The following is a 24,527-nucleotide window of genomic DNA, read 5'->3' on the forward strand; positions in this document are numbered from 1 at the left end:
AATAATCTAGGTAGTTCCAAAATTGCTCTATGTTGAAGCCGAAGAAAGCGAAAAATCCAGAATTGGCGAAGGAGTTCATCAAATTCCAATATCGTGACGACAGCATTAAATTGAACGCAGAAAAGACAACGGGTATCGTTGCCGTGAAGAACGCTCCCGGTCTCGTCAAGGATTTCGTGCCTGAATCGGTTTACAACTCGATCAAAGTGTTCGAAGAAGGCGTGATAGGTTATTGCGGGGGCCGCTCGGCTCCCGCAACCACTAACACTGGGGGATGTGGAGCGAATGAATACGAAATCTAGACAATGGTTCCTCGTGTTCTGTACCCTGCCCGCGCTGATCTTGTTCTCGAAATTTGCCTTGTATCCATTCCTTCAGGCAATCGTGATGGCTTTCTATGATTGGAGCGGTATGTCAGACGAAATTACGTTCGTCGGCTTGAGAAACTTTGAAACGCTGATTCATGATCCGAAAGTATGGCAGTCTTTGACGAACAACTTGTTTTTGCTCATTTTCGTACCGGCGATAACGATGGGCTTGTCACTCTTGTTCGCCGTGCTGCTGACGCGGCGCAAGCTGCGTGAAACGACGTTCTACCGTACGATCTTCTTTTTCCCGAACGTATTGGCGATTGTCGTCATCTCGATCTTATGGTCTTTCATCTACCATCCGACATTCGGCATACTTAACTCGTTCCTGGATGCCGCTGGACTCAATTCATGGATTCATGCTTGGCTAGGTGAGAAATCTACCGTGCTGTGGGCGCTTATCTTACCGATGGTATGGCAAGCAGTCGGTTATTATATGATTATTTATATCGCGGCCATTCAAGGGATTCCGAACGATATTTACGAAGCGGCCGTCATCGACGGCGCTGGCGAATGAAAGCAATTTACCCATATGACCGTTCCGCTCATTTGGGGCATCCTGCGGATTACGATCATATTCTTCTTCATTAGCGACAGGCTGATGGGGCGCGACGCAGTGGAATATTAGGAGGGATGCAGCGATGCAAAAGTTTTCATTCCGTAAATTCATGGGCAATCTTCCCATCCGTATTCTGCTGCTGTTGTATAGCGTGGTCGTGCTGTACCCGTTGTTCTGGACGATAACGACTTCGTTCAAGACGACAGAGGAATTCTACGAAAATCCGTGGTCGCTGCCGAGCACCATCTCCTTTACGAACTATGTGAGCGCCTTTGAAAAAGCGAGCATCGGTCACTACTTCATGAACTCCGTGTTCGTGCCGGTCGTGCCGGTTACGCTATGCGTGCTTGTGTCCTTCATGGGCGCCTACGCGATTGCGCGTGCCAAATCAAAAGCGATGCGCTGGCTGCGCAACGTCTATATGTCGTCGTTGTTCATCCCATCCGCATTCATGATTGTGTCATTGTTCCTGCTACTCGGCAAAATTCACTTGCTGGACAGCTTGTGGGGCCTGGCCATCGTCTATGTATCGGTTCATATTCCGTATACGATTTTTCTCTTGATCGGATTTATGTCCAGCATACCGAGAGAATATGAGGAAGCCGATTCGATTGACGGATGCTCGAATACGAAAATATTGTTCCAGATCATCGGCCCGATGGCCAAGTCTTCGCTCGTTACCGTCATCATCTTCAATTTCATGGGGGCGGCGTGGAACGAATGGAGTTGTCGTTCATTACGTCAGAGACGAAGCGGACACTCCAGTTGGGTCTTGTCTATTTGATGGAAGTGCAGCGGTTCTCCACCGACTGGGGTGCGCTATTTTGCCGGCCTCGTCATCGTCATGGTGCCGACGATCGTCGCCTACTCGCTCTTGCAGCGCCAAATGACGGCAGGCATCAGCATGGGCGGACTTAAAGGCTAAAGCTCAAAAGCCTTCAAAAATATAAATCCTATGGACCGATATGCGTCAGCGATGACGTATGTCGGTTTTTTATGGTTTCGACACCGTATCCTTCATGGAGAAGGTACGTCCGTCTCATCTTTTGCTCCATTCTCCCATATACTCAGTCGGGATTAGTTGAGAATAAAACAGATACAGATTCGTATGAATCAAAGTATATCGCCGCAGCTAAGGCAGACTACTTCCGTATTCCATCTATGCTGCGCGCATAGGATGGCAGGAAATCAGAGAGCTGCCTGTCACTGTCATCTCCTTATGGGAAGGGAGAACGAAGCAAAGAGAATATAAAGATTGATCATTGCGGCGGACAGCACTAGGATAGATGATAATGAAATTCATCGGGGGGGAGAAGAGAGATGATATCTTCGTTGAAAGGAGCGCGCACGGGATTGGCCGCTGTGCAATGGCTCTTTTTTATGTTTACGAACACGATCGTCATTCCATTGACGATCGGCCATGCGTTCCAGCTTCCGCCGGAGGAGATTGCCTTTACGATGCAGCGCGCGTTTCTTCTGACGGGAGCGGCTTGCTTGCTGCAGGGCTGGCTGGGGCACCGCTTGGCGCTTATGGAAGGTCAGGCTGGCTTATGGTGGGGCGTTATCATCAGCCTGTGCGCTTCGGCGCCCTCGATGGGGTTGTCTCTGCCTGAACTGGGCGGTTCGCTAGCTGTCGGCGTCATGCTGTCTGGCGCTGCTGTCATTGTGCTCGGCCTGCTCGGATTTGGAAGCGTCCTGCAGCGTTGGTTCAATTCATTCGTCATGTTCGTCGTGCTGACGCTGCTTGGCGCTCAATTAGTATTCATCTTTGCTAAAGGGATGTTGGGGCTTAATGACAGCGAGAGTATTGACCCTGCTGTTGCCGGTCTATCCATTGCAATTGTCGCGCTAACGTTATGGCTTAACATTCGGGGCCGGGGGTTCGTTAGCAATTTCTCCATTCTTATCGGGATTGTGGCCGGATGGGCCGCTTATGCGGTACTCTTTCCCGCAGCGGAAACGGAACTGGCTGCTTCCGGATTTGCATGGCGCCCTTTCGTCTGGGGGAAGCCTGATTTTTATCAATTGAATGCAGGCATCGTTTTGATGTCCTTCATCACGGGACTGCTCAGCCTGTCCAATACGGTGGCGACGCTGAAAGCGGCAGAGGAATTATACGGCCGGCCGACGACCGTGCGTCAATATAAAGGCTCTTTGACCGTGACAGGCTTAATGTATATGTTGAGCGGCATATTCAGCTTGGTTCCCTTTGCAACCTATGCGTCTTCTATCGGTTTTCTCCAGTCAACGCGCATTACCGAACGCCGACCTTTTATGATAGGAGCTTGCGCCTTTGCGCTGTTCGGCGTGTGTCCTCCCGTGGCGCAATGGTTTGCTTCCATGCCGTTGACAATTGGCAATGCGGTGCTGTTCGTAGCCTACTTGAGCATGCTTGGCTCTGCACTGCGCCATCTGGAAGGGGTCCGATTCAGCGCCCGCACCATTTACCGGGTGGCCCTGCCTATTTTCGTCGGCCTTGCCTGGATGACGATTCCGAATGAAGCATGGGTGCAGATGCCGGCGCTGGTCCGGCCGCTTATATCGAACGGATTGCTGATGGGCATTTTGCTGACTTTAATGATGGAATGGATCGTGCCATGGGAGCGATTGGATGCATGACAGGTTCCATTTATATTGCAGCGTATGGAAACTGAAATGCTGTTCATCCATTAAAAAAGCAGACTGTGGGCAATCAACGGCAGTCAGCTTTTTCGCTATGCAAACCTGGTGGCAACCGTTACAATATAATAATAGACAAGTTGAGGTGATAATGATGGCAGAATGGTACGAGCGAAGCTTCGGTCGTGACTATTTACTTGTGTATAAGCATCGGGACTTTCAAGGGGCAACCGAGGAGGTCCACCGTATGATGGATTGGCTTAAGCTGTCGTCCTCTGCGACCGTGTTGGATTTATGCTGCGGAATGGGCAGGCACGCGCTTGCGCTTGCCGATGCCGGCTATCAGGTGACAGGCATAGACTTATCGGAGGTGCTGCTGCACGAGGCCGTGAAGCATGATGCGGAAGGAAAGGTGACGTTCATCCGCGGCGATATGCGGGAACTCCCGGTGGACGGTCCTTACGATGCAGTGGTGAACTTATTCACTTCATTCGGATATTTTACCGATAATGTTGACAATGCACGGGTGTTTCAGCAAATATTCCGCGTTTTGAAGCCGCAGGGACGATATATTGTAGATTTCCTGAACCCTGCCTATGTCAAGCAGCACTTGGTGCCGCAGTCGGAGCGTGCATCCGAAGGGACTCTTATTCAGGAACGCCGCAGGATTGAAGACGGATTCGTTAAGAAGGATATTACGTTAACCGATATGGTGATGAACGACAAACGGCAATATGAAGAGCGCGTCCGTCTGTATGAGCTTCCGGATTTCGAAGTCATGATGAGCGAAGCAGGGCTTCAATTGGACGCCGTATACGGAGGTTATGATGGCATGCCTTATGCTGAACAGCAGGCGGCGCGGATGATTATGGTCGGGCATAGACCCTGATCGGCCGGAACATCAATAAACGGACGGAGGCCAAGACATGACTGTAAAGCTGGATTACATAGCCGAGCATATCATTCAAGTCAAAGTTCCGCTGCCGTTCTCCCTGCGATGGGTCAATGCTTATTTGCTGAACGGGGAGGATGGATGGACGATCGTCGATCCGGGGTTGCGGACGGAGCAGGCAGCACGCACATGGGTAGAGGTCTTTGCCCAGCTGCATATCAACAGCGGCGATGTGGCGCAAATCGTCCTTACCCATTATCATCCGGATCATCTCGGCATAGCGGGCGAGCTGCAACTGCAGTTCGACGTGCCGGTATGGCTGTCGGAGACGGGGTGGCGGCATGCGCAAATGTTATGGGAATCTTCCCAGGCGATGGCGGCCGCCATGCAACGGCTATTTGAAGAGCATGGCGCGCCGGATGAGGTTGTGCAGGCCATAGGTGTTCATATGGACAGTTTCATTCCGCTTGTGTCTCCGCTTCCGCAGGTGAGCTTTATCCGGGACAGCCAACAAGTGGCCTTTGGCGGCCGCAACTGGAACACGATTGAGACGCACGGCCATGCTCCTGGGCATATGAGCTTCTATGACGAAGCAAGCCGCGTTCTGATCGCCGGGGATCATGTGCTGCCGCAGATTTCGCCCAATGTAAGCTTTATGCCGGGAAGCGATCCGGAGCCGCTTCATTCTTATATGACGGGACTTGAGCGGCTATTGCAACTTAAAGTCGATCTGGCGCTGCCGGGTCACCGCCATCCGTTCAGCCACTACTCCTCCCGCATCGAGGAGCTGCTCCGCCATCACGAGGAGCGTCTTGCAGGGCTCGCCGCTTCCTTGACCGAACCGCGAACGGCTTATGAGCTGTGCTGCACCTGGTTCGGCTCGCTTGAACGGCTGACGGTACATCAGTTCCGGTTCGCGCTGGGTGAGACGCTCGCTCATTTGATTGAGCTTGAACGCCGTGGTCTGGCGCGGAAGCTTCGCCCGCAGTGTACATGGCAATGGACAATGACATCCGGCATGTAGCGTGTTTCGTTCGCAACTGCGTTAAAACATGGCAGTGGAGTCGTAGTGCCGGATCGCGATCCAGGCGCAACGGGAACTTCGTTCTAGCGGGCGGCACTTCAACCGGCTTGACGAACTCGAAGCCGGCGATGAAATTAAAATCGAAACGACGAACAACACTTATGTATATAAGGTGAATACGAAGTTTGTAGTTGAACCGGAAGACTTGTCCGTGCTTGATCAAAATAAGGATGACAAGGAATTGACGCTGATTACTTGCGAACCGATGGATAATCCGACACATCGGCTCATTATTAAGGCAGAGATACTTGAAGAGGAGGTTCAAAGAGATCCCTTTTGATCACGAGGCATATCAGGGAATTGATTACGGGTTGAAGATGGAGCAGGAAGCTCCAATGAAAGCCGCCGCATCTTATACATGCGGCGGCTTTTATGCTTGTCCAAAACAGGCTTGTCCGGGGCGTGGATCAAGGCTTTGGAGTGTAAAAGTTTTGCGTGTAAAACACGTTTGATTTGCCGTCGAAGGATACCCCGACGCCCAGTCGTTCATAATCGCCCATTATATTTTTGCGGTGCTTGCTAGAGTTCATCCAGTCCTCATGGACAAAGATGGCGCTTGTCTGGCCGGCTGCAATATTTTCTCCAGCGGCTATGTAAGTGATCCCGTCCTTTTTGATCCGATCGAAGGGTGTTTTTCCGTCAGGATTGTTATGGTTGAAAAAATTTCTGCTTTTCATGTCTGTGCTATGCTTGCGCGCAGTATCGGCAATAACGTCGTCCCACTCGTATGGTTCCTTCCCATAACGCACGCGTATAGCATTGGTCAGATCGAATACTTCCCGTTCAAAGCTTTCACGCAAGCGCTCACTCGGCGTACCGTAATATCCTTTAAACGCTAATTCCGTCTCCGCAGCGATAAGCTGTATCGCCGTAACCGTATCCTGCTGGCTCAAATCGTAAAATAGGATTGCATATAAGTCGCCGACTCGATGAATGGTCAGCTTGCGGCCGTTGTCTTTGTAGTTATAGATGGTGTTTCCTTTTTTAATCTTGGTCAGTGCGGGACCGAGTGCTGCTTCCACCTCTGATCTCGTCGAGCCGAAATGAATGCCGCTCGCGGCTGTCCAATCTTGGGAGTTCGTGTAGAGAGCTACTACTTTGCCGTTATTCACGCCAACCTGCAAGTACCGCTTATAATTGTGATTGTAGACATACCATTCAAAGCCGTATTCGCTTATATCCTTGCGGGCAGGTTCTCCTAATAGTTCAAACAAAGCCTGTTCGCTTATGCCAATGGATACGCCTTGCACTATAAAATCAGTTTGGTTCTTCCAACTTGGCTTCGCAATTGTCTGGGTATGACGGTCAGATGAGCCGCTTGATGCCGTCGCATGATGCTCATTGGCTGCCTGTGCTGGTTGGGAGGAATAGAACAAGGCCAAAATCATAATGGCGATGAATAAGGATGCATACCTCTTTTCTCGTTGTCTAAACTGCTGCCGTCTATGTACCGCAGCGTTGGTGCCTAATGTTGAAACAACATGTTTCGACATAATACCAACTCCCATTTATTAATGATGTATGTTTGAATGAGAAGGAATAACGGTATGTTAGGGCGACGGCAAAAAGCGCAACGACAAATGTCGCAATTAGGGCAACCCGGCTATCATCGCATGTATACACACGCATTAGACCCGTGGCTTTGCGTCCTCTGCTTTCGCTAGAGTTTGCCGTTACCCATTTCTTCATATCAATGTAACTATCTCCACTATATATGAGTCAGAAAAGGTTGTACATACTAACTTGCGAAATTACAACCCGAAAGGCCTCGTTTCCTTGAAGGCTAATTGGTTAGTTTTGCGCGAATATTTTTTTTCGTGCTAACCATACGACGAGTGCTAATGTACATAATATGGCACCTATCACAGGCGCGACAGGAGCGTCTTCGCCTGTTTGAGGCAGCGTATCCGTATGTTTCGGACTGGATTTTGGCTGTTCCTCCTTGTTCGGCTCGGAGTCGGTACCGCCATCTACCTCGGTATCATTGGCGTCGTCGTTGTTTTCATCTTGCTCTCCTTCAGTGTTGTCTTCCGGATAGTTGACATCGGAAGGTTCATCGTGTTCTGAACCCGGATTAGATGGCTCAGACGGTCTGCCCGGCTCCGTCGTTGGATTCGTTGAAGATGAACCTCCTCCGGAATTGCCCGAACGATCTGACCCGCCTGGCCGATCAGGATCGGGATCTGGGCCGGGTTCCGCCGGTTTGCGAATGAGTCCCGCATCGATTGTCATGTTATGCTCGCCTTGGGCAAGAGCTATGATATCAGTCCACCCGTCCTTATAAGCGTTGGAATCAAGTGCCCTATTGCCGCCTGCGTCTTTCAGAGTAAAGGTATAACCGTCCGGTGCAAAGAATTTCACCTTATAGTACCTGAACTGTAGTATACGGAGCGGGTCACTGTGGAAGCGAGTTTCTTGCTCGCTTCATTGTTGTACAACTCCACCCTAACACCGTTGATGCCAGTATCCCCATCGTCCTGAATTCCATTGCCGTTCGTATCAAACCAGACATATTTTCCGATTGCTCCCTTTTTCGGTTCAGGGTTGGGCGGGAGTTTTTTCTTTACTAATCCGGCATCGATGTCATGGCGCTTATCGCCTCTATTGAGCTCAATGATGTCCGTATTGCCTTCTGGCTTGGCGTCGGAATCAAGGTTCCTGTCATCGCCTGCGCCTTGTTTAGTGAACCCGGCTAAATTGGAATCATTCGTCTGAATTCCGGTGCCATCTTTGTCAAACCAAACATAATTGCCGATCTCAGCCTTCGGACTATTCTTGATTTTAATTCCTACCTTGAGCGGCTCGGCTGGCAACAGGTCGGTATTGGTGTCGGTCCGTGTAGCCGTGAAGCCGAAAGAATTCCATGCGAATCCTCATCTCCGACCGGTGCCCCAACAGGCGACCTCATTGTCCATTCCAGAACTTTCGTTTCTCCAGGTTTTAAAGCAGATTGCTGCGCAAACACCCGGCAGAACGTCGGCAATGGTCACATGGCTTACGTTAAGATTTCCGTATTTTTCTGAACTGTTTTTTCCCTATATATTTTTGAGCGTTATTTGGTAGGTGACATTAGTCCCGGGCCGAGGTTGAATTCCCTCTACGGGAACGACCCGCTCCTTTACGAGCGTTCATTCTGCGGAAGCGACTGCCGTGACGGCAGCGGTATTGAACTCGACAGGCGTGCTGTCAGGGCTGCGTTTCTCCCGTTCTACTGGAAAGACTGTAATCGATCGTATAAGTAAACTTCTTTCCAGAAAGCACCTCTTGTTCGTTCACGCTCAACCTGATGATGCTGCCATCGCCTGATGCATCATTGGCATGTGCCGCTGCAGGGGTCAGCACGACATTCAATACAAGCACTAACGCCCATACAATCGCCTGCAACTTCTGGATTGTCTTCATACGGATGGTTCCTCCTTTCCTTGATTTTCATTTATGAACTTGGTAACGCGCTGAATCTCGAAACTAAGGCCAATTATTGAAGCACACCTCCTTGAAATAGGGACAAGTCGCCCTGCATCATGGCTTTCGCTTCTTGTCCATGAAAACGATTGGTTCCACCCATTTCCCAAGGTGCTTTCCTACGGTATATTAAATGATCCATCTATACAAAATCTGAAACTTGGATTGCGTATTGTTATGCATCCGCACAAAAAAAGCCGATGATCACCGCAACCGGTTTTCATCAGCTTTATTTATCGTAGCTATTCATTTTCTCGCAATTTCTCCATTTCCTGTTCGCGTTCGGCCTGCTTCCTGTGGGCGATTCTGCTGCTGGCCGCAGCCGCGATGGCACCGACGATATCATCGAGGAACGTGTGAATTTCACCGTCGCGCTTGTCGTTCAGCTTCTCCAGAATGCCCGGCTTTACTTTATCCACATACCCGAAGTTCGTAAATCCGATGCTTCCGTATACATTGACAATCGAGAACGCGAGCACTTCATCCACGCCGTACAAGCCTTCGTCATTCTCAACCATTTCCTGAAGGGCGGGAAACAGCTTGCCTTCTTCAGCCATAATATCGAGCTGGATACCCGTCAATACAGCGTTCTGAACTTCACGCTTCTCCAGCACCTGCTCCACATTGTATATGCAATACTCCATCGTCAGTTCCGGAAAATACTGCTGTTGCAGAAACATAACGAGCTCCGCGATTTTATCAACGGTCACGCCTCGTTTCAGCAGCCATTCGCGCGTAGCCCTTTCCACTTTTTCACTGTCCAAGCTGTACGGTTTAGTCGCTTCGCGAGCAATTGGTTCGATCGGTTGAGTCATGGCAGTCACCTCTTTTTCTTTCACTTCCATATTATTTCTTCAGATGGGTACTCTTATGTATACGACAAAGATATACTCAATACCTTCATTCTCAAGTGGAGGTTGTTCAAAAAATCCCTAAAACCGTCATGTTTTGGGCAGCCTGCTCGTATATATAGGACAAACGGGAGGGGAACGCATCACACTCACCCCTGACGAAATCGCCATTAAGGAGGTTGTTTCGCATATGTTGCGGACACGAGGATTACGACAAGGGGCGCTCGCGGTCATGCTGACACTGCCTTTATTGCTTAGCGCATGCGGAGGAAGCGACGGAGCGATAGATCAGCCGCCTGCCGATGTGGAGGCGCAAATGTTGACTGCCGCGGAGGGGAAGACCAGCTCGCTCGGGACAAGCCCGTCTTTGCAGGATGAAGCGCACATGAATGCCAATATGACGGTGTTCGTGCAGGACCGCCACGGTTATTTGGCCCCGATCTCATATCAATGGGATGCGGACAATACGAAGTCGCTGGCGCAAGCGTCCTTGGAACTGCTTGTAGACGGAGGCACGCATAAAGAGAAGTTGCCGTCCGGATTTACAGCGACGCTCCCCAAAGGGACAACCGTAACGAACTTGACGCTTAAGCCGGATCAGAAGCTCGCTATCGTCGAGCTGTCGAAGCAGTTTGCTAACTATGAACCGGCAGAGGAGCGTAAAATATTGGAGTCGATCACATGGACGCTGACCTCTTTGCCTGAAATCGAGAATGTCCAGCTGTGGATGGATTCGCAGAAGTTGAATGAAATGCCAGTGGATGGCACGCCGCTCGATGTGCCGCTAAACCGCCAGTTCGGAATTAACGTGGAGAAGTCGGACACGGTCAGCTATTTGCGCTCGATGCCGGTCACGCTCTATTTTTCCAGCTACAACGAGGACGGGAAATCATATTTTGTTCCGGTTACGCGCCTGATCGAACCTTATGACGAGCCTGTCCAGGCAACGCTTGAGCAAATGATCGAAGGTCCGCTGGATAAGAAAGCGATGGCGATGGCCGCTACGAAGGAAACGAAAATTAACGGTATCTCCCGCGCGGGCGATACGCTGACGGTCGACTTGGCAGACAGCATGTTCGCTGAAGGAGATCCGATTCCCGCGGAGCTGCTTAAATCCGTCGTGCTGTCGTTAACAGAGCAGAAAGGCATTGCCAAGGTGCAGGTCAAAATAAACGGAATAACGGATATTCAAGGCACTGATAAGAAAGACTATTCTGTGCCGGTTGCACGTCCCGTAGTGAATTTGGCTTGGAAAGGTTGATGATTTTCGCCAAGGTCTTTGGTAGAATAGGGGATGTTACTTTACGGATGACAGTGGAATTGTAGGAGGCACTTACATGAGAAGCAACGGACGAAAGGCGGATGATCTCCGCCCAATTACGATTCGGACGAACACGAATAAATATGCGGAAGGATCCGTTATGATCGAAGTAGGCGACACAGTCGTTATGTGTACGGCTTCGGTCGATGAGAAAGTTCCCCCGTTTATGAAAGGTCAAGGCAAAGGGTGGATAACGGCGGAGTATTCCATGCTTCCGCGCGCGACGCAAGTTCGCAACCAGCGCGAATCGGCACGCGGCAAGGTAAATGGGAGAACGATGGAAATTCAACGCCTAATCGGACGCGCGCTGCGCTCTGTCGTGGATCTGCATGCGCTCGGCGAACGGACGATTACGCTCGATTGCGACGTTCTTCAGGCAGACGGGGGGACGCGCACGACTTCGATTACGGGAGCATTTGTCGCCATGGCCATGGCCGTCAACAAGATTGCCAACCAGCACTCGCTCCCGAAATTCCCGATCACCGACTTTTTGGCTTCTGTTAGCGTAGGGATTATTCAGGGTGAAACGCTGCTTGATTTAAATTATAGCGAAGACTCTACCGCTAAAGTGGATATGAACGTCGTTATGACGGGTAACGGCAAATTCGTTGAAGTTCAAGGAACAGGCGAAGACAGCCCGTTTTCGCGTGAAGAATTGAATGAACTGCTCGCCAGCGCAGAGAAGGGCATCATGAGTATCGTGGAACTGCAGAAGGAAGCGCTTGGCCCGATCGCGGACAAAATTGCCGTACAGGCGATGGCTGCTGCAGGGGGGGCTGACGGACATGGAAATCGCAAGTAATACGATTATTATTGCGACTCAGAACAAAGGCAAGCTGAAGGAATTTCAGCTTGCCTTCTCTCCTCTGGGCAAGCAGGTGTTGAGCATGGCGGACTTCCCGCATATTCCGGACATCGAAGAAGACGGCGAGACCTTCGCCGAGAATGCGCTGAAGAAGGCGAAGACGATGGCGGAAGCTTTATCGCTTCCGGTGTTGGCCGATGATTCGGGGCTGTGCGTAGAACGCCTAGGCGGGGCGCCAGGCGTCTATTCCGCACGCTATGCAGGCGATCACGGCAATGACCAGGCCAACAATGCGAAGCTGCTGGCAGAGCTGGCGAAGCTGCCGCAGATGGATAGGGGAGCAGGCCTGCCGCTTGAGGCGGGAGCCCCGATACTGAGCCAGGCGCAATTTGTATGCGTGCTGGCGCTGTTCGATCCGGCTTCAGGTCAAGCCTTGGAAATACGGGGCACGGCTGATGGTTATATTATCAACGAAGCGCGCGGCACGAACGGCTTCGGCTATGATCCTTTATTCTATCTGCCCGAGTTCGGCCGCACGATGGCTGAGCTGTCGCCAGAGGAGAAGCAAAGCATCAGCCATCGCGGAGATGCCATCCGGCAGCTTCGGCAGCAGCTGCGTTAAAACCGATTGAAAACAGCTATATATGAGACACCTGGCTGCATTATGCATGTTTAGGTGTCTTTTTCTATAAGGTTACTCAGATTTAGTCCTTCCCAAGCGCGAGAAAATGTGAGAGAATATTTTCCAACAAGGCAAAAGGAGGATGGATGATTATGAGTGAGGCAACACGGACATTTGGATTAGAAACGCTGGCGGTTCATGCCGGCCAAGAGGTGGATCCTACAACCTTATCGCGCGCGGTTCCATTGTATCAGACAACGTCTTATGCATTTAAAGATACAGATCATGCGGCGAATTTATTCGCTTTGAAGGAATTCGGCAACATCTACACGCGCTTGATGAATCCGACTACCGACGTGTTCGAGAAGCGGGTTGCTGCATTGGAAGGCGGAGCGGGCGCGCTCGCGACGGCATCGGGACAAGCGGCGATTACATACGCCATCCTGAACATTGCCGGCGCAGGCGACGAGATCGTATCTGCCACCAGCTTATACGGAGGAACGCACAATCTTTTCTCCACCACGCTCAATAAGCTGGGCATTAAGGTCCGTTTCGTTGATTCGAGCGAACCGGAGAACTTCCGCAAAGCGATTACAGATAAGACCAAGGCGCTCTACGCGGAGGTTATCGGCAATCCTCGAGGCGACGTGTTGCATATTGAAGCCGTCGCCAAGATCGCCCATGAGAACGGCATTCCGCTCATTGTCGATAATACATTCCCGAGTCCATTCCTCCTTCGGCCGCTTGAACACGGCGCCGATATCGTCGTTCATTCCGCTACGAAGTTCATTGGCGGGCACGGCACCTCCATCGGAGGCGTTATCGTAGACGGCGGCACGTTCAATTGGGCATCCAATGACAAATTCCCTGGCTTAACCACTCCTGATCCAAGCTATCACGGTCTGGTCTATACGGAAGCCGTTGGCCCAATCGCTTATATTATCAAAGCTCGGGTGCAGTTGATGCGCGATATGGGGGCAACAATGTCTCCGTTCAATGCCTTCATGCTCCTGCAAGGACTCGAGACGCTGCATCTTCGCATGGAGCGGCACAGCGAGAATGCCTTGAAGGTAGCTCAATTTTTGGAGAATCACGAAGCTGTTCAATCGGTCAGCTATTGCGGGTTGTCAAGCCACCCTTCCTATGATCTGGCGCAAAAGTATTTGCCTAAAGGCCAAGGCGCAATTGTGACCTTTGAAATTAAAGGCGGCATCGATGCGGGGCGGAAGATTATCGAACATGTCAAATTGTTCTCCCATCTGGCCAACGTCGGCGATTCGAAGTCGCTCATTATACATCCTGCAAGCACGACCCACCAGCAATTGAGCGAAGAAGAGCAAATTGGGGCAGGCGTAGGTCCCGGAATTATCCGTTTATCCATCGGCACCGAATCGATTGACGATATTTTGCATGACCTCGAGCAAGCCATTGCGGCAAGCCAATTATAAATGGCGCAACTGACAGCCTGCCTGGATTATCGGTTGGGTGTGGCTGAGAGGAGAATTTCGCCCGGATAACGTTCGTAATAAGATGAACTCATCGCATCATTCATTCAGCGCAGCCGCGAGGCTGCGTTTTTTCAATATGGGATGAGGCTGTGCGAGAAGCGATTGAACGTTGCCATCTGGTGAAGCGACAGTTTCAGTTATATAAAAGCCCCGCAGCGGCAGACGCCAGAACGTCCTGCCGGTACGGGGCGGGGGTTGAATTTAACCGCTACCAAGCCACACGTATGTTATATTCTCTAAGCCATACGTCGACCTGGAGTAAGTAAGCGAACAACTGCGGGCCGGACATCAATTGGCCGAACCACGGCAGATGAGAGCTGGCCTCATCGGAGGCGGCAATGCCGCGAATCCGCTCCGCATCGATGAACTGATGCAGCGGTGAGGTTGAATCATCGAGGCGTTCCAATGCTTTTCGACGCACGCTATTCAAGTAATTCGGGTTATGTGTTTTCGGATAGGGGCTTTTCTTGCGGTACAGCACATCATCGGGCAGGACGCCCTCGAGAGCTTTGCGAAGCAGGCCCTTTTCCCGTCCGCCATAAGTTTTGATATCCCAAGGAATGTTGAAGACGTACTGGACCAAGCGATGATCGGTGTATGGCACGCGGACCTCCAAGCCGACGCCCATGCTCATCCGGTCTTTGCGATCGAGCAAAGTCGGCATGAAGCGAGTGATGTTCAAATACGACATCACCCGCATTCGCGTCGATTGGGCGTCTTCTCCAGGCAAGGGAGGCACTTCGTTGACCGCTTGCGCGTAGCGGTCAGCCACGTATTCCTCCGCACGGATGCGCTCCCTCACTTCGGGCTTGAGCAGGCTCGCCCGGAGCGTAGTTGAGAGCGCCCAGGGAAAAGTGTTGGCATTGAGCGCCTCTTCCCGGTGGAACCAAGGATAACCGCCGAACACCTCATCTGCGGCTTCCCCTGACAAAGCGACGGTCGCTCCGTGTTTAATTTCGCGGCAGAACCGCAGTAAAGATCCATCCACATCTGTCATGCCGGGCATATCCCGGACACGCACAGCGTCTTCCAAGGAAGCGACCAGCTCCGGTGTATCGAATTTAATCCAGTGATGCTCTGTGCCGAGCGCTTCAACCATACGTTGTATCCAAGGTTCATCCGCATTCGGCTGGAAAGCGTGTGCTTTGAAGTGCTTATCATTATCCACATAGTCTACGGAGTACGTATGCACTCGGCCCAATCCATGCCGCTCGTAATGACGAACGGATAAAGCGGTTAAGGCGCTTGAGTCCAACCCTCCTGACAGCAAGCTGCACACAGGCACGTCAGACACAAGCTGCCGCTCGACCGTATCCTCCAGCAGCATGCGCACGTGCGCGGCGGTTTCTTCCGCATCTTCTTCATGTGGAGCGCTTTCGAGCTTCCAATATGTGCTTATCGCGAGACCGTTGTGATCATAGCGAAGCGTGCGTCCGGGACGAAGCTCGCGCAGGGCATCGTAAACCCCATGTCCCGGTGTCCGCGCTGGGCTGACCATCCAAATCTCTGCCATGCCTTCCAGACCAATGACAGGCTCGATATCGGGGTGTGCGAGGAGCGCCTTCGGCTCCGAACCGAATACGAACCATCCTTCGCCGCGCGCATAGAACAACGGTTTGACCCCCAGCCGATCGCGGGCCATGAACAGCCGCTGCTCGGCTTCATCCCAGATCGCAAATGCAAAAATACCGTTCAGCCGCTCTACGCAGGCATCCTTCCACTCCAGATAAGCGACGAGCAGCACTTCGGTATCACATTGTGTGAGAAATTGATGTCCGCGGCTTTGCAGCTCGGATCTCAATTCCTTTGTATTGTACAATTCACCGTTATAGGCGATGGCGAAGGCGCCGCGTTCTGTCTGGCGAATCATCGGTTGTGCGCCGTTTACCGGGTCAATGACGGACAAGCGCCGATGCCCTAATGCACAGGGTCCGGAGATCCACGTTCCTTTGGCATCCGGGCCGCGAGCTGATAATGTTTCGGTCATTTGCTCTAAAATGCCGGAGCATTGGGTCAAGTCCCGGTGCCAGTCAATCCAACCAGTTATTCCACACATGTTACGTTCATCCTCTCCGCATCAATCTGTCCCCCGGAAGACCGAACACACCGGGCAGCTGGAAGATTGAGATAATACCATGGGTATGCGCAAAACAGCATAAGATGTATGTCCATCGGGAGATGATAAGAAAAACTCCTTATGAAGTTATTGAGGAGCGGCCGCGTGAGGCATACGCTGTGATGCTGCTGGAGACATACAGGTCATTCATGATGTTTTTTTGGCGAAGCCCATCGCTTGCGCGCGGCAGAAAAAAGGAGGTGTGCAATGAAGCGCCAACCTTACTATGTGTCTGTTCAACAGCGGACAGTCGTAACGGATCCTACGTCCGGGAGGTATGAATTTATTGTTGAAGCGACCGGAGCGGAGCGTGAGCATTTGCAGGCGTTGATTGATGATTTGGGGGATGCGGAGACCGATGCGTTCCGTAACTACTTCACGCTTATCATGCGTCAATCGAATGAAGAAATAAACATGTCCTACCAGCAAAGAGTGCATGCGGTATATATGTACATTCATAAGCTCGGTAACGCTGATACGAAGCGCTTCGTGGAGCAAATGTTCGATCGGCAATCGTAGCCTTGGGAAAGGCACAATGTAATCGGAGGAGAGCAGACATGATCGAGATTAAAGCAACCAAATTCCGGCGGCCCGTGGAGATTGACGGGCGCTTATGCGCCGAGGTCGGCATCATTCCGGCAGATGACAAAGAAATTCCGCTGCTTGCATATATTGCCCCCGTCCGTAACGGCGGTTATGAATTGGTCCGCGTCGTGCGCAATGATGCAAGCATGGCTAACGATTGGTATGACAACAATATGCATACCGCATTTGAAGAAGTAGCGGCGGAAACCTTTATCACGAATGATTACGGAGTGGATTTCAATGCCAAATCGCAATTTTTGGATGCCGTGTTAGGTTCGACTGAAGTTCGATATGCGGTCGATGACTTGTTCCAGATGGATTGATGCATGCAGCGGGTTCCGGCGAACTCCTTGGGAAAGGAGGTGAAAAGAAGTGACAGAACAATTCAAACAGAACAAAGGCAACAAATACGTTCATCAGAAGAAGCATGCCAATGCGGTCCTAGCCGGCAATCATAAGCATCCTGCGGAGAAAAACCCGTGGGAATTCATAAACAAATAGCGGATCGGATGCCTGTACGCATCTTGGAGGAACAACGAAGGCCCTGCCAAGGAGGGCAGGGCCTTCGAGCTGTATCGGAGACATTAAAACGCTCCGCCTTCTCGCAATACGCGCACGCCCATAATGACGTTCCAGATGACGATGAACAAAGAAGCGATCCCCATAATAATGACGAGACCGATACTTAACAAAAACTGGGCTGTAAAGAAGCTGATCAACGCCATAACGATAAACGCATAGGGAAGAATGTGCGAAAACAATGCGCGGCCGGCATGATGCTTAATATATGGATCACTGGCCACGAGCCAAATTACAAGCGGTAAAATAAACCCGGCAAAGAATATGCTGAAATAGCTTAGCGAAGACAATATGTGTCGAGTCGACATGTTATTCTCCTCTCGTCCATAGTAAGAACAGTATATCAGATTATTTGGAATTCCATTACCGGCAACTACCCGATGTGCGCCAGCCATTATCAGGAGCTTGCAATTGATGCAGTCATCTACTTCCCGCATCAATTGCTGAACACAAAAAAAGCCGCCTGTGCAGGCGGCATTATGTATTCGCAAATGGCGTCCCAGGAGGGATTCGAACCCCCGACCGACGGCTTAGAAGGCCGTTGCTCTATCCAGCTGAGCTACTGGGACAGGTAAAGAAGAAAAATTAGAACATTTATGATTTTAACAAAAAAATTCGTTTCATGCAACAGTTAAATCAGAAATAGATCATTATTATTTTTTGCATCCCTCTTGATCCGCCATTGCATCACGTTTATTATCCGCAGCGCACCCATGCAATGGATGGCTATTGAACAGGAGGTAGCGCGGTATGTTATAATGCGATTGTAACCGCTCCCGGCAACGGTTTGATGCAAATACATAGGATACTAAATAGAAGAATACGTGTAAGTTCAAAGCAGTTGGTTTGTAAAGAAAGAAGGTGCTCGTATGACGGAAGAACATTCCCCATCGACAAAAAATAAAGTCGTTCTATTTCCGAAAACGCATGATTACTATCAAATTGAACTAACCCGAATGTTGGAAACTGAACGGTACGGCGAGGCAATCTCTTTGCTGCGTTTTCTGCTGCAGTGCGACGGGGAGGATTCCCGCATTCGCGCAGAATGGCACGCATTGCTGCAATGGCTGACTTCGGCGTTTCCGGAAGCAGAACGGCCTGAGGACGGTTGGCAACTCGGAGCCGGCGATCCCGGCGAGACTTCATCTGCCGAAGAAGAAACGGAACGGGATATGCTCCGGCGTCAATTTCAAGAAAAGGTGCATGCGGATGAGCAATATACGGAGCGTCTGCTTGCTTCGCTTACGGAAGGCGATATGGATGATCGCAAGCTATTGGTGCTTGAGCAGCTTGCGGCAGCGGAAGATGCGCGCGTAGACGAGGCGCTCATGCTTCTGCTGGAGGAGCGGGAGCTTCACCCGCTTCTGCAATTCAGCATATTGCAAACATTGAAGCGCAGAGGCGTCGAAGGTGAGATCCGCTTCATGCGCGGGCAAGAGATTATCGTTGCCGATGTGGAAGCGACGCCGCTCGAGCTTGCCTCGTTTCCTTCCGCCGCCATCGCGCCGGCAGAGAGAGTCAACGATGCCGCCTCGGTGCGTGAACCGTCGCTGGCTTACTTTGCTCAAGAGATGTGGCATCAATATTTGAAGCTCATCTATGGTACGGAGCTTTATCGCACGCTGTGCGAGGGGGGGAAGTTGGAAGCGAATGCTTGGGCCGCGGCTTTGCATCGCATCGTGGCGCGTCTTTTGCACTTGGAAGAGGAAGAGTTCGAAGTAAAATCCATATACGGAATTACCGATGAGCTGCGAATCGTATATGAGCGTGCTCTCCGTTCGCTTACTCGATCATTAAGCGGTGAGTAAGGGGAAGAAGCGGCTTAACCGCAATATCATTTTGAACAAACTCTATAAATATAGCATATTGGATTGCGGCGATGCATGCTTTGAAGTGGCAAATACGCCCATCTTGAAAAAGTTTTCGTAGTCGGCTATACTATAATGGTTATTCTGGACGTGTTATGGTACACTCTAGCCATGTGATTTTTTTTGGAGGGGAAGGCATAAAATGAAAGCTACTTGGGAAAAAATAGAGAATAACGTTGGGGTTTTGGAAGTGGAGGTCAATGCGGATCGCGTAACGGAAGCACTGGACCAAGCATTTAAGAAAGTGTCCAAGCGTGCGAACGTTCCTGGTTTCCGTAAAGGACGAGTGCCTCGCCCGATTTTTGAAGCAAAATATGGCGTGGAAAGCTTGTACCAAGAAGCTATTGACATTATGCTTCCAGAGGCATATACCCAAGCGGTCAAGGAAACTGAAATTAAACCGGTAGATCAACCGGAAATTGAAGTTGAACAGATTGGCAAAGGCCAAACATTCAAGTTCAAAGCAAAAGTTACGGTTAAACCTGAAGTGAAGCTTGGTGATTACAAAGGCCTCGAAGTTGAGAAGCAAGAGGTTGAAGTAACGGACGAAGAGCTGAGTGCTGAACTGACACGCATGCAAGAGCGCCATGCCGAGCTTGTTATCGTTGACGAAGATACGGCAGCGACAGGCGACAGCGTCGTTATCGACTTCGAAGGATTCGTTGACGGTGAAGCATTTGAAGGCGGCAAAGCAGAACGCTATACGCTGGAACTCGGATCCAACTCGTTCATCCCAGGCTTCGAAGAACAGTTGGTCGGTCTTGGCACAGGCGACTTCAAAGACGTTGAAGTAACGTTCCCTGAGCATTATCATGCAGAGAACTTGGCTGGCAAGCCGGCTGTCTTCAAAGTAAAAGTTCACGAAATCAAGCGCAAGCAATTGCCTAAGCTTGATGATGAGTTTGCGAAAGACGTAAGCGAATTCGAAACGTTGGACGAATACAAAGCAGACTTGCAGAAGCAGCTTCAAGAACGCAAAGAGCGCGAAGCCGAATCGGCTCGCGAAGCGGCAGTTGTTGAAAAAGCGGCTCAAAACGCGGAAGTGGAAATTCCACACGCGATGATCGAGTCCGAAATTCAACATATGGTCAAAGACCTTGACAACCGCCTGCGCATGCAAGGCATGAACATCGACATGTTCTTGACGTTGTCCGGTCAGACGATTGCTGATTTACGCGAACAAATGCAAAAAGAAGCAAACACTCGCGTGAAGAACAACCTCGTGTTGGAGCAAATCGCGAAAGAAGAGAATGTGTCCATTTCGGATGAAGAATTGCAAGAAGAGCTTGAGAAAATGGCGAAAGCATATCAGCGTTCCGCTGAGGAAATTCGCACTATTTTAGAAAATAATGGTACGATCGACAACTTGCGTGAAGAAGCTGCAATTCGCAAAACGATTAAATTCCTCGTGGACAACAGTAAAAACTAATCACATATCAGCTGCAGAGATCACCTGCGGCGTAACAGGATAAGGCACGTTACTCTAAGAAGGCGTGCCTTATTTTTTCATAAGCCCAGCCATTTACGCCTATCACAACTCACACACATAACGTTTCACCACCCGAGCCAAGGGTGTACATATTGTATAAGTAGACTGTTGCTGGTTAGGGTACCATACCATACACGTGCGCAATTCAAATCAGGATCTTGATCGCTTCAAGGGAATAGGCCAATTTGCCGTACATACACTATTGGTAATCGGTGTAAAAATGACATCGAGTACAGAAAATGATAAAATACAAATGTATAGCTTTGTAAAGAAAAGAGGTCGGTACCATGAACTTAATCCCGATGGTCATCGAACAGACAAATCGCGGCGAACGCTCTTATGATATTTACTCGCGCTTGCTTAAGGACCGCATCATTTTCCTAGGCAGCGCAATCGATGATGACGTAGCCAACAGCGTCATTGCGCAATTGTTGTTTTTGCAGGCGGATGATCCGGAAAAGGATATTCACTTGTACATTAACTCTCCAGGCGGATCGGTTACGGCCGGTATGGCCATCTTCGATACGATGCAGCATATCAAGCCGGACGTTTCCACCATTTGCGTCGGCTTGGCGGCCAGCATGGGTTCTCTCCTGTTGACGGCGGGAGCGCCAGGCAAGCGCATCGCGCTGCCGAACAGCGAGATTATGATTCATCAACCCCTTGGCGGAGTGCGAGGGCAGGCGTCCGATATTAAGATTCATGCGGACTGGATTATCAAGACAAGACAGAAGCTTAACCAAATTTATGTAGAACGCACGGGACAACCGCTGGAGAAGATTGAACGCGACACAGACCGTGACAACTTCATGAGCGCGGATGACGCGAAGGCATATGGCCTCGTCGACCACGTTCTGCATCCGGGCAGTCCGGAGCTGAAGTAAGGGGGGATACCGAGTGTTTAAATTTAATGATGAGAAAGGCCAATTGAAGTGCTCGTTCTGCGGCAAGTCCCAGGAACAAGTACGGAAATTAGTGGCTGGACCTGGCGTTTATATATGTGACGAATGCATCGAGTTATGCAACGAGATTGTTGAGGAAGAGCTCGGTCACGAGGAAGAAATCGATCTGAAGGATATTCCGAAGCCGAAGGAAATCCGCTCTATTTTGGATCAATACGTCATCGGTCAGGAGCAAGCGAAGAAATCGCTGTCCGTAGCTGTATACAATCACTACAAGCGTATTAATACGCAGAACAAGATTGAAGACGTAGAACTGCAAAAGAGCAATATTTTGCTGGTCGGACCTACTGGTTCGGGCAAGACGCTCTTGGCGCAGACGATGGCAAAAATTTTGAATGTTCCGTTTGCGATTGCGGATGCGACTTCCTTGACGGAAGCGGGTTATGTCGGTGAAGACGTTGAGAATATTTTGCTTAAGCTGATCCAAGCGGCAGATTATGATGTGGAGAAAGCGGAGCGCGGCATTATATATATTGACGAAATCGATAAAGTGGCGCGCAAATCCGAGAATCCTTCCATTACGCGCGACGTGTCGGGCGAAGGCGTGCAGCAGGCGCTGCTCAAAATTTTGGAGGGGACGGTTGCTTCGGTACCGCCTCAAGGCGGACGCAAGCACCCGCATCAAGAATTTATTCAAATCGATACAACGAACATCTTGTTTATTTGCGGCGGGGCGTTTGACGGCCTGGAGCAAATCATTAAGCGTCGTGTCGGGAAGAAGATTATCGGCTTTAACGCGGACGGAGGACAGAAGGATCTCAAACCGGGTGAATATTTGTCCATGACGCTTCCGGAAGACTTGCTTAAGTTCGGCCTGATTCCAGAATTCGTAGGCCGCTTGCCGGTCATCTCCACATTGGAGCCGCTTGATGAGCATACGCTTGTCCGTATCCTGAGCGAGCCGAAGAACGCGCTCACGAAGCAGTATCAGAAGCTGCTTGAGATGGACAATGTGAAGCTCGAATTTGAAGCGGGCGCATTGGAGGCTATCGCGCGCGAAGCCATCAAACGAAGCACAGGTGCGCGCGGACTGCGGGCGATCATCGAGGGCATCATGCTCGATGTGATGTATGAAGTGCCGTCGCGTGACGATATTACGACATGTGTCATAACGGAACAAGTGGTCCGTGAACGAATGATTCCGGAACTAACGACGGATAAGAAGCAAGAGGAAAGCGCCTAACCGGCGCTTTTCCGTCCGTTTCCGGCATGGGAGAGAGTGAATCATGTATTTGCGACATCAGACTAGACCTGTTCAAGTAGGCAATGTAACGATTGGCGGGAGCAACGACGTTATCATCCAGAGCATGTGCACGACGAAGACGGCGGATGTGCAGGCAACCGTTGCCGAGATTCATCGTCTGGAGGAAGCGGGATGTCAGATAGTCCGTGTTACCGTCAACAATCAAGAAGCGGCGGAAGCGATTAAAGACATCAAAAAGCAAATTTCCATACCTCTCGTCGCAGATATTCATTTTGACTACCGCTTGGCGCTGAAGGCGATCGAGAACGGCATCGACAAAGTGCGTATTAATCCAGGCAATATCGGACGCCGCGAGAAGGTCGAAGCTGTGGTGAAAGCGTGCAAAGAACACGGGATTCCGATTCGCATCGGAGTGAACGCGGGTTCGCTTGAAAACCATTTGCTTGAAAAATATGGCTACCCTACACCGGAAGCGATGGTGGAGAGCGCTTTGTTCCATATCGGAATTTTGGAGGAGCTTGATTTCCACGATATTATCGTGTCATTGAAAGCGTCCGATGTGCCGATGGCGATAGCGGCTTATACGAAAGCTGCCGAGGTTATTCCATATCCCCTCCATTTAGGTATTACCGAAGCAGGAACGCTGTTCTCCGGGACGGTGAAGAGCGCTGCCGGCCTTGGTGCGCTACTGGCGATGGGGATTGGGTCGACGGTTCGTGTCAGCATAAGCGCTGACCCGGTCGAAGAAGTGAAGGTGGCTCGCGAGCTGTTGAAGTCGTTCGGCTTGATTACGAATGCGGCAACGCTCGTATCCTGCCCGACTTGCGGTCGGCTCGATATTGACCTGTTCTCGATTGCGAACGAGGTCGAAGAGTATATTTCGAAGCTGAAAGTGCCGATTAAAGTATCGGTGCTCGGCTGTGCCGTCAACGGACCGGGCGAAGCCCGCGAGGCAGACATCGGCATTGCTGGCGCCCGCGGTGAGGGATTGCTGTTCCGTTACGGAGAGATGATTCGCAAAGTGCCGGAGCAGGAGCTTGTCTCCGAGCTGAAGAAGGAAATTGATTATATCGTGACTGAATATGAACGCACCGGCAAGATTCCGGGCCGCAAGCATTAACGGTCACATACGCAAACACACGAACGTTGCCGCAACGTTCGTGTGTTTTTTTTGGCTGCTATGTAATTATGATTCCATTGCTGCCTCGGCCGCATGCTGCTTTGCCGCTTTGCCAGCCTTTCCCGATTGCTTGTCAAGGGCTTCGACTGACATACGGCTTGTCCCGTTGAAATGCCCGCCTTCTTTGATAATAAAAGCGCTGCAGCATGTATTGCCATTTAATCGGCCGGTTTGCTCGATGACAATCATTCCTGTTGCATCCACGTCTCCGTTCATTGTGCCTGCAATGATGGCGTTAGCCGCCCGCATATTGGATTCCACGACGCCGGTTTCTCCGATGGTGACATCACGGCTGCAAGTGACGTCTCCTTTAACGGTCCCCTCAATACGCAAATCGGTTTCGCAGTCCAACTGTCCTTCCAGCTTGGTCGCCTGTCCGATTAGCGTATCGGTACCGGGTGGTTTTTTAGCATTCGATGCTTTGGAAAACAAACTGAATCCCCTCTTTCGTAT

At 50.7% G+C, this 24,527-nt stretch carries 27 protein-coding genes, 1 tRNA gene and 1 riboswitch; of the genes, 19 read left to right on the forward strand and 9 right to left on the reverse strand.

Annotated features, from left to right (window positions below):
* Positions 1–29: 29 nt before the first annotated feature.
* From JSQ80_RS17630 to JSQ80_RS17660, 7 genes are all read left to right on the forward strand, one after another.
* Positions 30–302: a hypothetical protein gene (locus JSQ80_RS17630; protein WP_206096170.1), complete on the forward strand. Its 273-nt coding sequence runs from the start codon at positions 30–32 to the stop codon at positions 300–302.
* Positions 286–885 carry a carbohydrate ABC transporter permease gene (locus JSQ80_RS17635; RefSeq protein ID WP_206096171.1) on the forward strand — a complete coding sequence of 200 codons (600 nt, stop codon included), beginning with the start codon at positions 286–288 and terminating at the stop codon, positions 883–885. Before JSQ80_RS17630 ends, JSQ80_RS17635 begins: the two co-directional genes overlap by 17 nt.
* 124 nt (positions 886–1,009) lie before the next feature.
* Positions 1,010–1,711: a carbohydrate ABC transporter permease gene (locus JSQ80_RS17640; RefSeq protein ID WP_206096172.1), complete on the forward strand. Its 702-nt coding sequence runs from the start codon at positions 1,010–1,012 to the stop codon at positions 1,709–1,711.
* Positions 1,712–2,247: 536 nt separating this feature from the next.
* Positions 2,248–3,546 carry a uracil/xanthine transporter gene (locus tag JSQ80_RS17645; protein ID WP_206096173.1) on the forward strand — a complete coding sequence of 433 codons (1,299 nt, stop codon included), beginning with the start codon at positions 2,248–2,250 and terminating at the stop codon, positions 3,544–3,546.
* A gap of 154 nt (positions 3,547–3,700) precedes the next feature.
* Entirely contained in the window at positions 3,701–4,435 is a 735-nt protein-coding gene (locus JSQ80_RS17650) for a class I SAM-dependent methyltransferase (protein ID WP_206097645.1), read from the forward strand.
* 37 nt (positions 4,436–4,472) lie between these two features.
* Positions 4,473–5,462 (forward strand): MBL fold metallo-hydrolase, encoded by a 990-nt coding sequence (locus JSQ80_RS17655; RefSeq protein WP_206096174.1) that lies wholly within the window; start codon positions 4,473–4,475, stop codon positions 5,460–5,462.
* A 58-nt stretch (positions 5,463–5,520) separates the two neighbouring features.
* On the forward strand, positions 5,521–5,802 hold the full coding sequence (locus JSQ80_RS17660) for a class D sortase (protein WP_336245847.1): 282 nt from the start codon (positions 5,521–5,523) through the stop codon (positions 5,800–5,802).
* A 127-nt stretch (positions 5,803–5,929) separates the two neighbouring features.
* On the opposite strand, the gene JSQ80_RS17665 is transcribed toward JSQ80_RS17660, so the two are convergent.
* The 5 genes from JSQ80_RS17665 to JSQ80_RS17685 form a co-directional block, all read right to left on the reverse strand.
* On the reverse strand, positions 5,930–7,015 hold the full coding sequence (locus JSQ80_RS17665; protein WP_206096175.1) for a CAP domain-containing protein: 1,086 nt from the start codon (positions 7,013–7,015) through the stop codon (positions 5,930–5,932).
* A 97-nt stretch (positions 7,016–7,112) separates the two neighbouring features.
* Positions 7,113–7,204: riboswitch (cyclic di-GMP riboswitch) on the reverse strand.
* 109 nt (positions 7,205–7,313) lie between these two features.
* Positions 7,314–7,883, reverse strand: coding sequence for an SdrD B-like domain-containing protein (locus JSQ80_RS17670; protein ID WP_206096176.1), 570 nt, complete (start codon positions 7,881–7,883; stop codon positions 7,314–7,316).
* Complete coding sequence (locus JSQ80_RS17675; RefSeq protein ID WP_206096177.1) at positions 7,880–8,335, reverse strand: SdrD B-like domain-containing protein; 456 nt, start codon at positions 8,333–8,335, stop codon at positions 7,880–7,882. The genes JSQ80_RS17670 and JSQ80_RS17675 overlap by 4 nt, the downstream gene beginning before the upstream one ends.
* A gap of 373 nt (positions 8,336–8,708) precedes the next feature.
* The gene (locus JSQ80_RS17680) at positions 8,709–8,924 is read right to left on the reverse strand and encodes a hypothetical protein (RefSeq protein WP_206096178.1); all 216 of its coding nucleotides are present in this window, start codon (positions 8,922–8,924) and stop codon (positions 8,709–8,711) included.
* Between the two features lie 302 nt (positions 8,925–9,226).
* Positions 9,227–9,799, reverse strand: a complete 573-nt coding sequence (locus JSQ80_RS17685; protein ID WP_087436063.1) for a phosphatidylglycerophosphatase A family protein — start codon at positions 9,797–9,799, stop codon at positions 9,227–9,229.
* A 226-nt stretch (positions 9,800–10,025) separates the two neighbouring features.
* Between JSQ80_RS17685 and JSQ80_RS17690 the strand changes: the two genes are divergently transcribed.
* From JSQ80_RS17690 to JSQ80_RS17705, 4 genes are all read left to right on the forward strand, one after another.
* On the forward strand, positions 10,026–11,096 hold the full coding sequence (locus JSQ80_RS17690; protein ID WP_206096179.1) for a GerMN domain-containing protein: 1,071 nt from the start codon (positions 10,026–10,028) through the stop codon (positions 11,094–11,096).
* 76 nt (positions 11,097–11,172) lie between these two features.
* Complete coding sequence (rph, locus tag JSQ80_RS17695; protein WP_206096180.1) at positions 11,173–11,958, forward strand: ribonuclease PH; 786 nt, start codon at positions 11,173–11,175, stop codon at positions 11,956–11,958.
* Positions 11,942–12,583 (forward strand): XTP/dITP diphosphatase, encoded by a 642-nt coding sequence (locus JSQ80_RS17700; protein ID WP_087436066.1) that lies wholly within the window; start codon positions 11,942–11,944, stop codon positions 12,581–12,583. The genes rph and JSQ80_RS17700 overlap by 17 nt, the downstream gene beginning before the upstream one ends.
* Positions 12,584–12,735: 152 nt before the next feature.
* Positions 12,736–14,031, forward strand: a complete 1,296-nt coding sequence (locus JSQ80_RS17705) for a homocysteine synthase (RefSeq protein ID WP_206096181.1) — start codon at positions 12,736–12,738, stop codon at positions 14,029–14,031.
* Positions 14,032–14,299: 268 nt separating this feature from the next.
* Here JSQ80_RS17705 and asnB read toward each other — a convergent pair whose 3' ends face one another.
* Positions 14,300–16,147 (reverse strand): asparagine synthase (glutamine-hydrolyzing), encoded by a 1,848-nt coding sequence (gene asnB / locus JSQ80_RS17710; protein ID WP_087436068.1) that lies wholly within the window; start codon positions 16,145–16,147, stop codon positions 14,300–14,302.
* Positions 16,148–16,414: 267 nt separating this feature from the next.
* On the opposite strand from asnB, the gene JSQ80_RS17715 reads away from it, so the two are divergent.
* The 3 genes from JSQ80_RS17715 to JSQ80_RS29535 are packed head-to-tail and all read left to right on the forward strand — an operon-like array spanning position 16,415 to position 17,293.
* On the forward strand, positions 16,415–16,726 hold the full coding sequence (locus tag JSQ80_RS17715; RefSeq protein WP_087436069.1) for a hypothetical protein: 312 nt from the start codon (positions 16,415–16,417) through the stop codon (positions 16,724–16,726).
* 38 nt (positions 16,727–16,764) lie between these two features.
* Positions 16,765–17,115, forward strand: a complete 351-nt coding sequence (locus JSQ80_RS17720) for a carboxypeptidase (RefSeq protein WP_087436070.1) — start codon at positions 16,765–16,767, stop codon at positions 17,113–17,115.
* 49 nt (positions 17,116–17,164) lie between these two features.
* Positions 17,165–17,293, forward strand: a complete 129-nt coding sequence (locus tag JSQ80_RS29535; RefSeq protein ID WP_019422405.1) for a hypothetical protein — start codon at positions 17,165–17,167, stop codon at positions 17,291–17,293.
* Between the two features lie 83 nt (positions 17,294–17,376).
* Here JSQ80_RS29535 and JSQ80_RS17725 read toward each other — a convergent pair whose 3' ends face one another.
* Positions 17,377–17,679, reverse strand: coding sequence for a magnetosome magnetite crystal formation protein family (locus tag JSQ80_RS17725; RefSeq protein WP_087436071.1), 303 nt, complete (start codon positions 17,677–17,679; stop codon positions 17,377–17,379).
* Between the two features lie 184 nt (positions 17,680–17,863).
* Positions 17,864–17,940, reverse strand: a tRNA-Arg gene (locus JSQ80_RS17730).
* A 300-nt stretch (positions 17,941–18,240) separates the two neighbouring features.
* Here JSQ80_RS17730 and JSQ80_RS17735 point away from each other — a divergent pair.
* From JSQ80_RS17735 to ispG, 5 genes are all read left to right on the forward strand, one after another.
* Positions 18,241–19,179, forward strand: coding sequence for a hypothetical protein (locus JSQ80_RS17735; RefSeq protein WP_206096182.1), 939 nt, complete (start codon positions 18,241–18,243; stop codon positions 19,177–19,179).
* A gap of 202 nt (positions 19,180–19,381) precedes the next feature.
* Positions 19,382–20,668, forward strand: a complete 1,287-nt coding sequence (gene tig / locus JSQ80_RS17740; protein WP_206096183.1) for a trigger factor — start codon at positions 19,382–19,384, stop codon at positions 20,666–20,668.
* A gap of 347 nt (positions 20,669–21,015) precedes the next feature.
* A complete protein-coding gene (clpP, locus tag JSQ80_RS17745) occupies positions 21,016–21,612 on the forward strand; it encodes an ATP-dependent Clp endopeptidase proteolytic subunit ClpP (protein ID WP_019422401.1) in 597 nt (198 codons plus the stop codon).
* A 13-nt stretch (positions 21,613–21,625) separates the two neighbouring features.
* The gene (clpX, locus tag JSQ80_RS17750) at positions 21,626–22,873 is read left to right on the forward strand and encodes an ATP-dependent protease ATP-binding subunit ClpX (RefSeq protein ID WP_087436074.1); all 1,248 of its coding nucleotides are present in this window, start codon (positions 21,626–21,628) and stop codon (positions 22,871–22,873) included.
* A 43-nt stretch (positions 22,874–22,916) separates the two neighbouring features.
* The gene (ispG, locus tag JSQ80_RS17755; protein WP_087436075.1) at positions 22,917–24,014 is read left to right on the forward strand and encodes a flavodoxin-dependent (E)-4-hydroxy-3-methylbut-2-enyl-diphosphate synthase; all 1,098 of its coding nucleotides are present in this window, start codon (positions 22,917–22,919) and stop codon (positions 24,012–24,014) included.
* Positions 24,015–24,080: 66 nt separating this feature from the next.
* Here ispG and JSQ80_RS17760 read toward each other — a convergent pair whose 3' ends face one another.
* A complete protein-coding gene (locus JSQ80_RS17760) occupies positions 24,081–24,506 on the reverse strand; it encodes a bactofilin family protein (RefSeq protein ID WP_206096184.1) in 426 nt (141 codons plus the stop codon).
* Positions 24,507–24,527: the final 21 nt, after the last annotated feature.

The organism is Paenibacillus apiarius, assembly GCF_017052585.1.
Classification (GTDB): domain Bacteria; phylum Bacillota; class Bacilli; order Paenibacillales; family Paenibacillaceae; genus Paenibacillus_B; species Paenibacillus_B apiarius.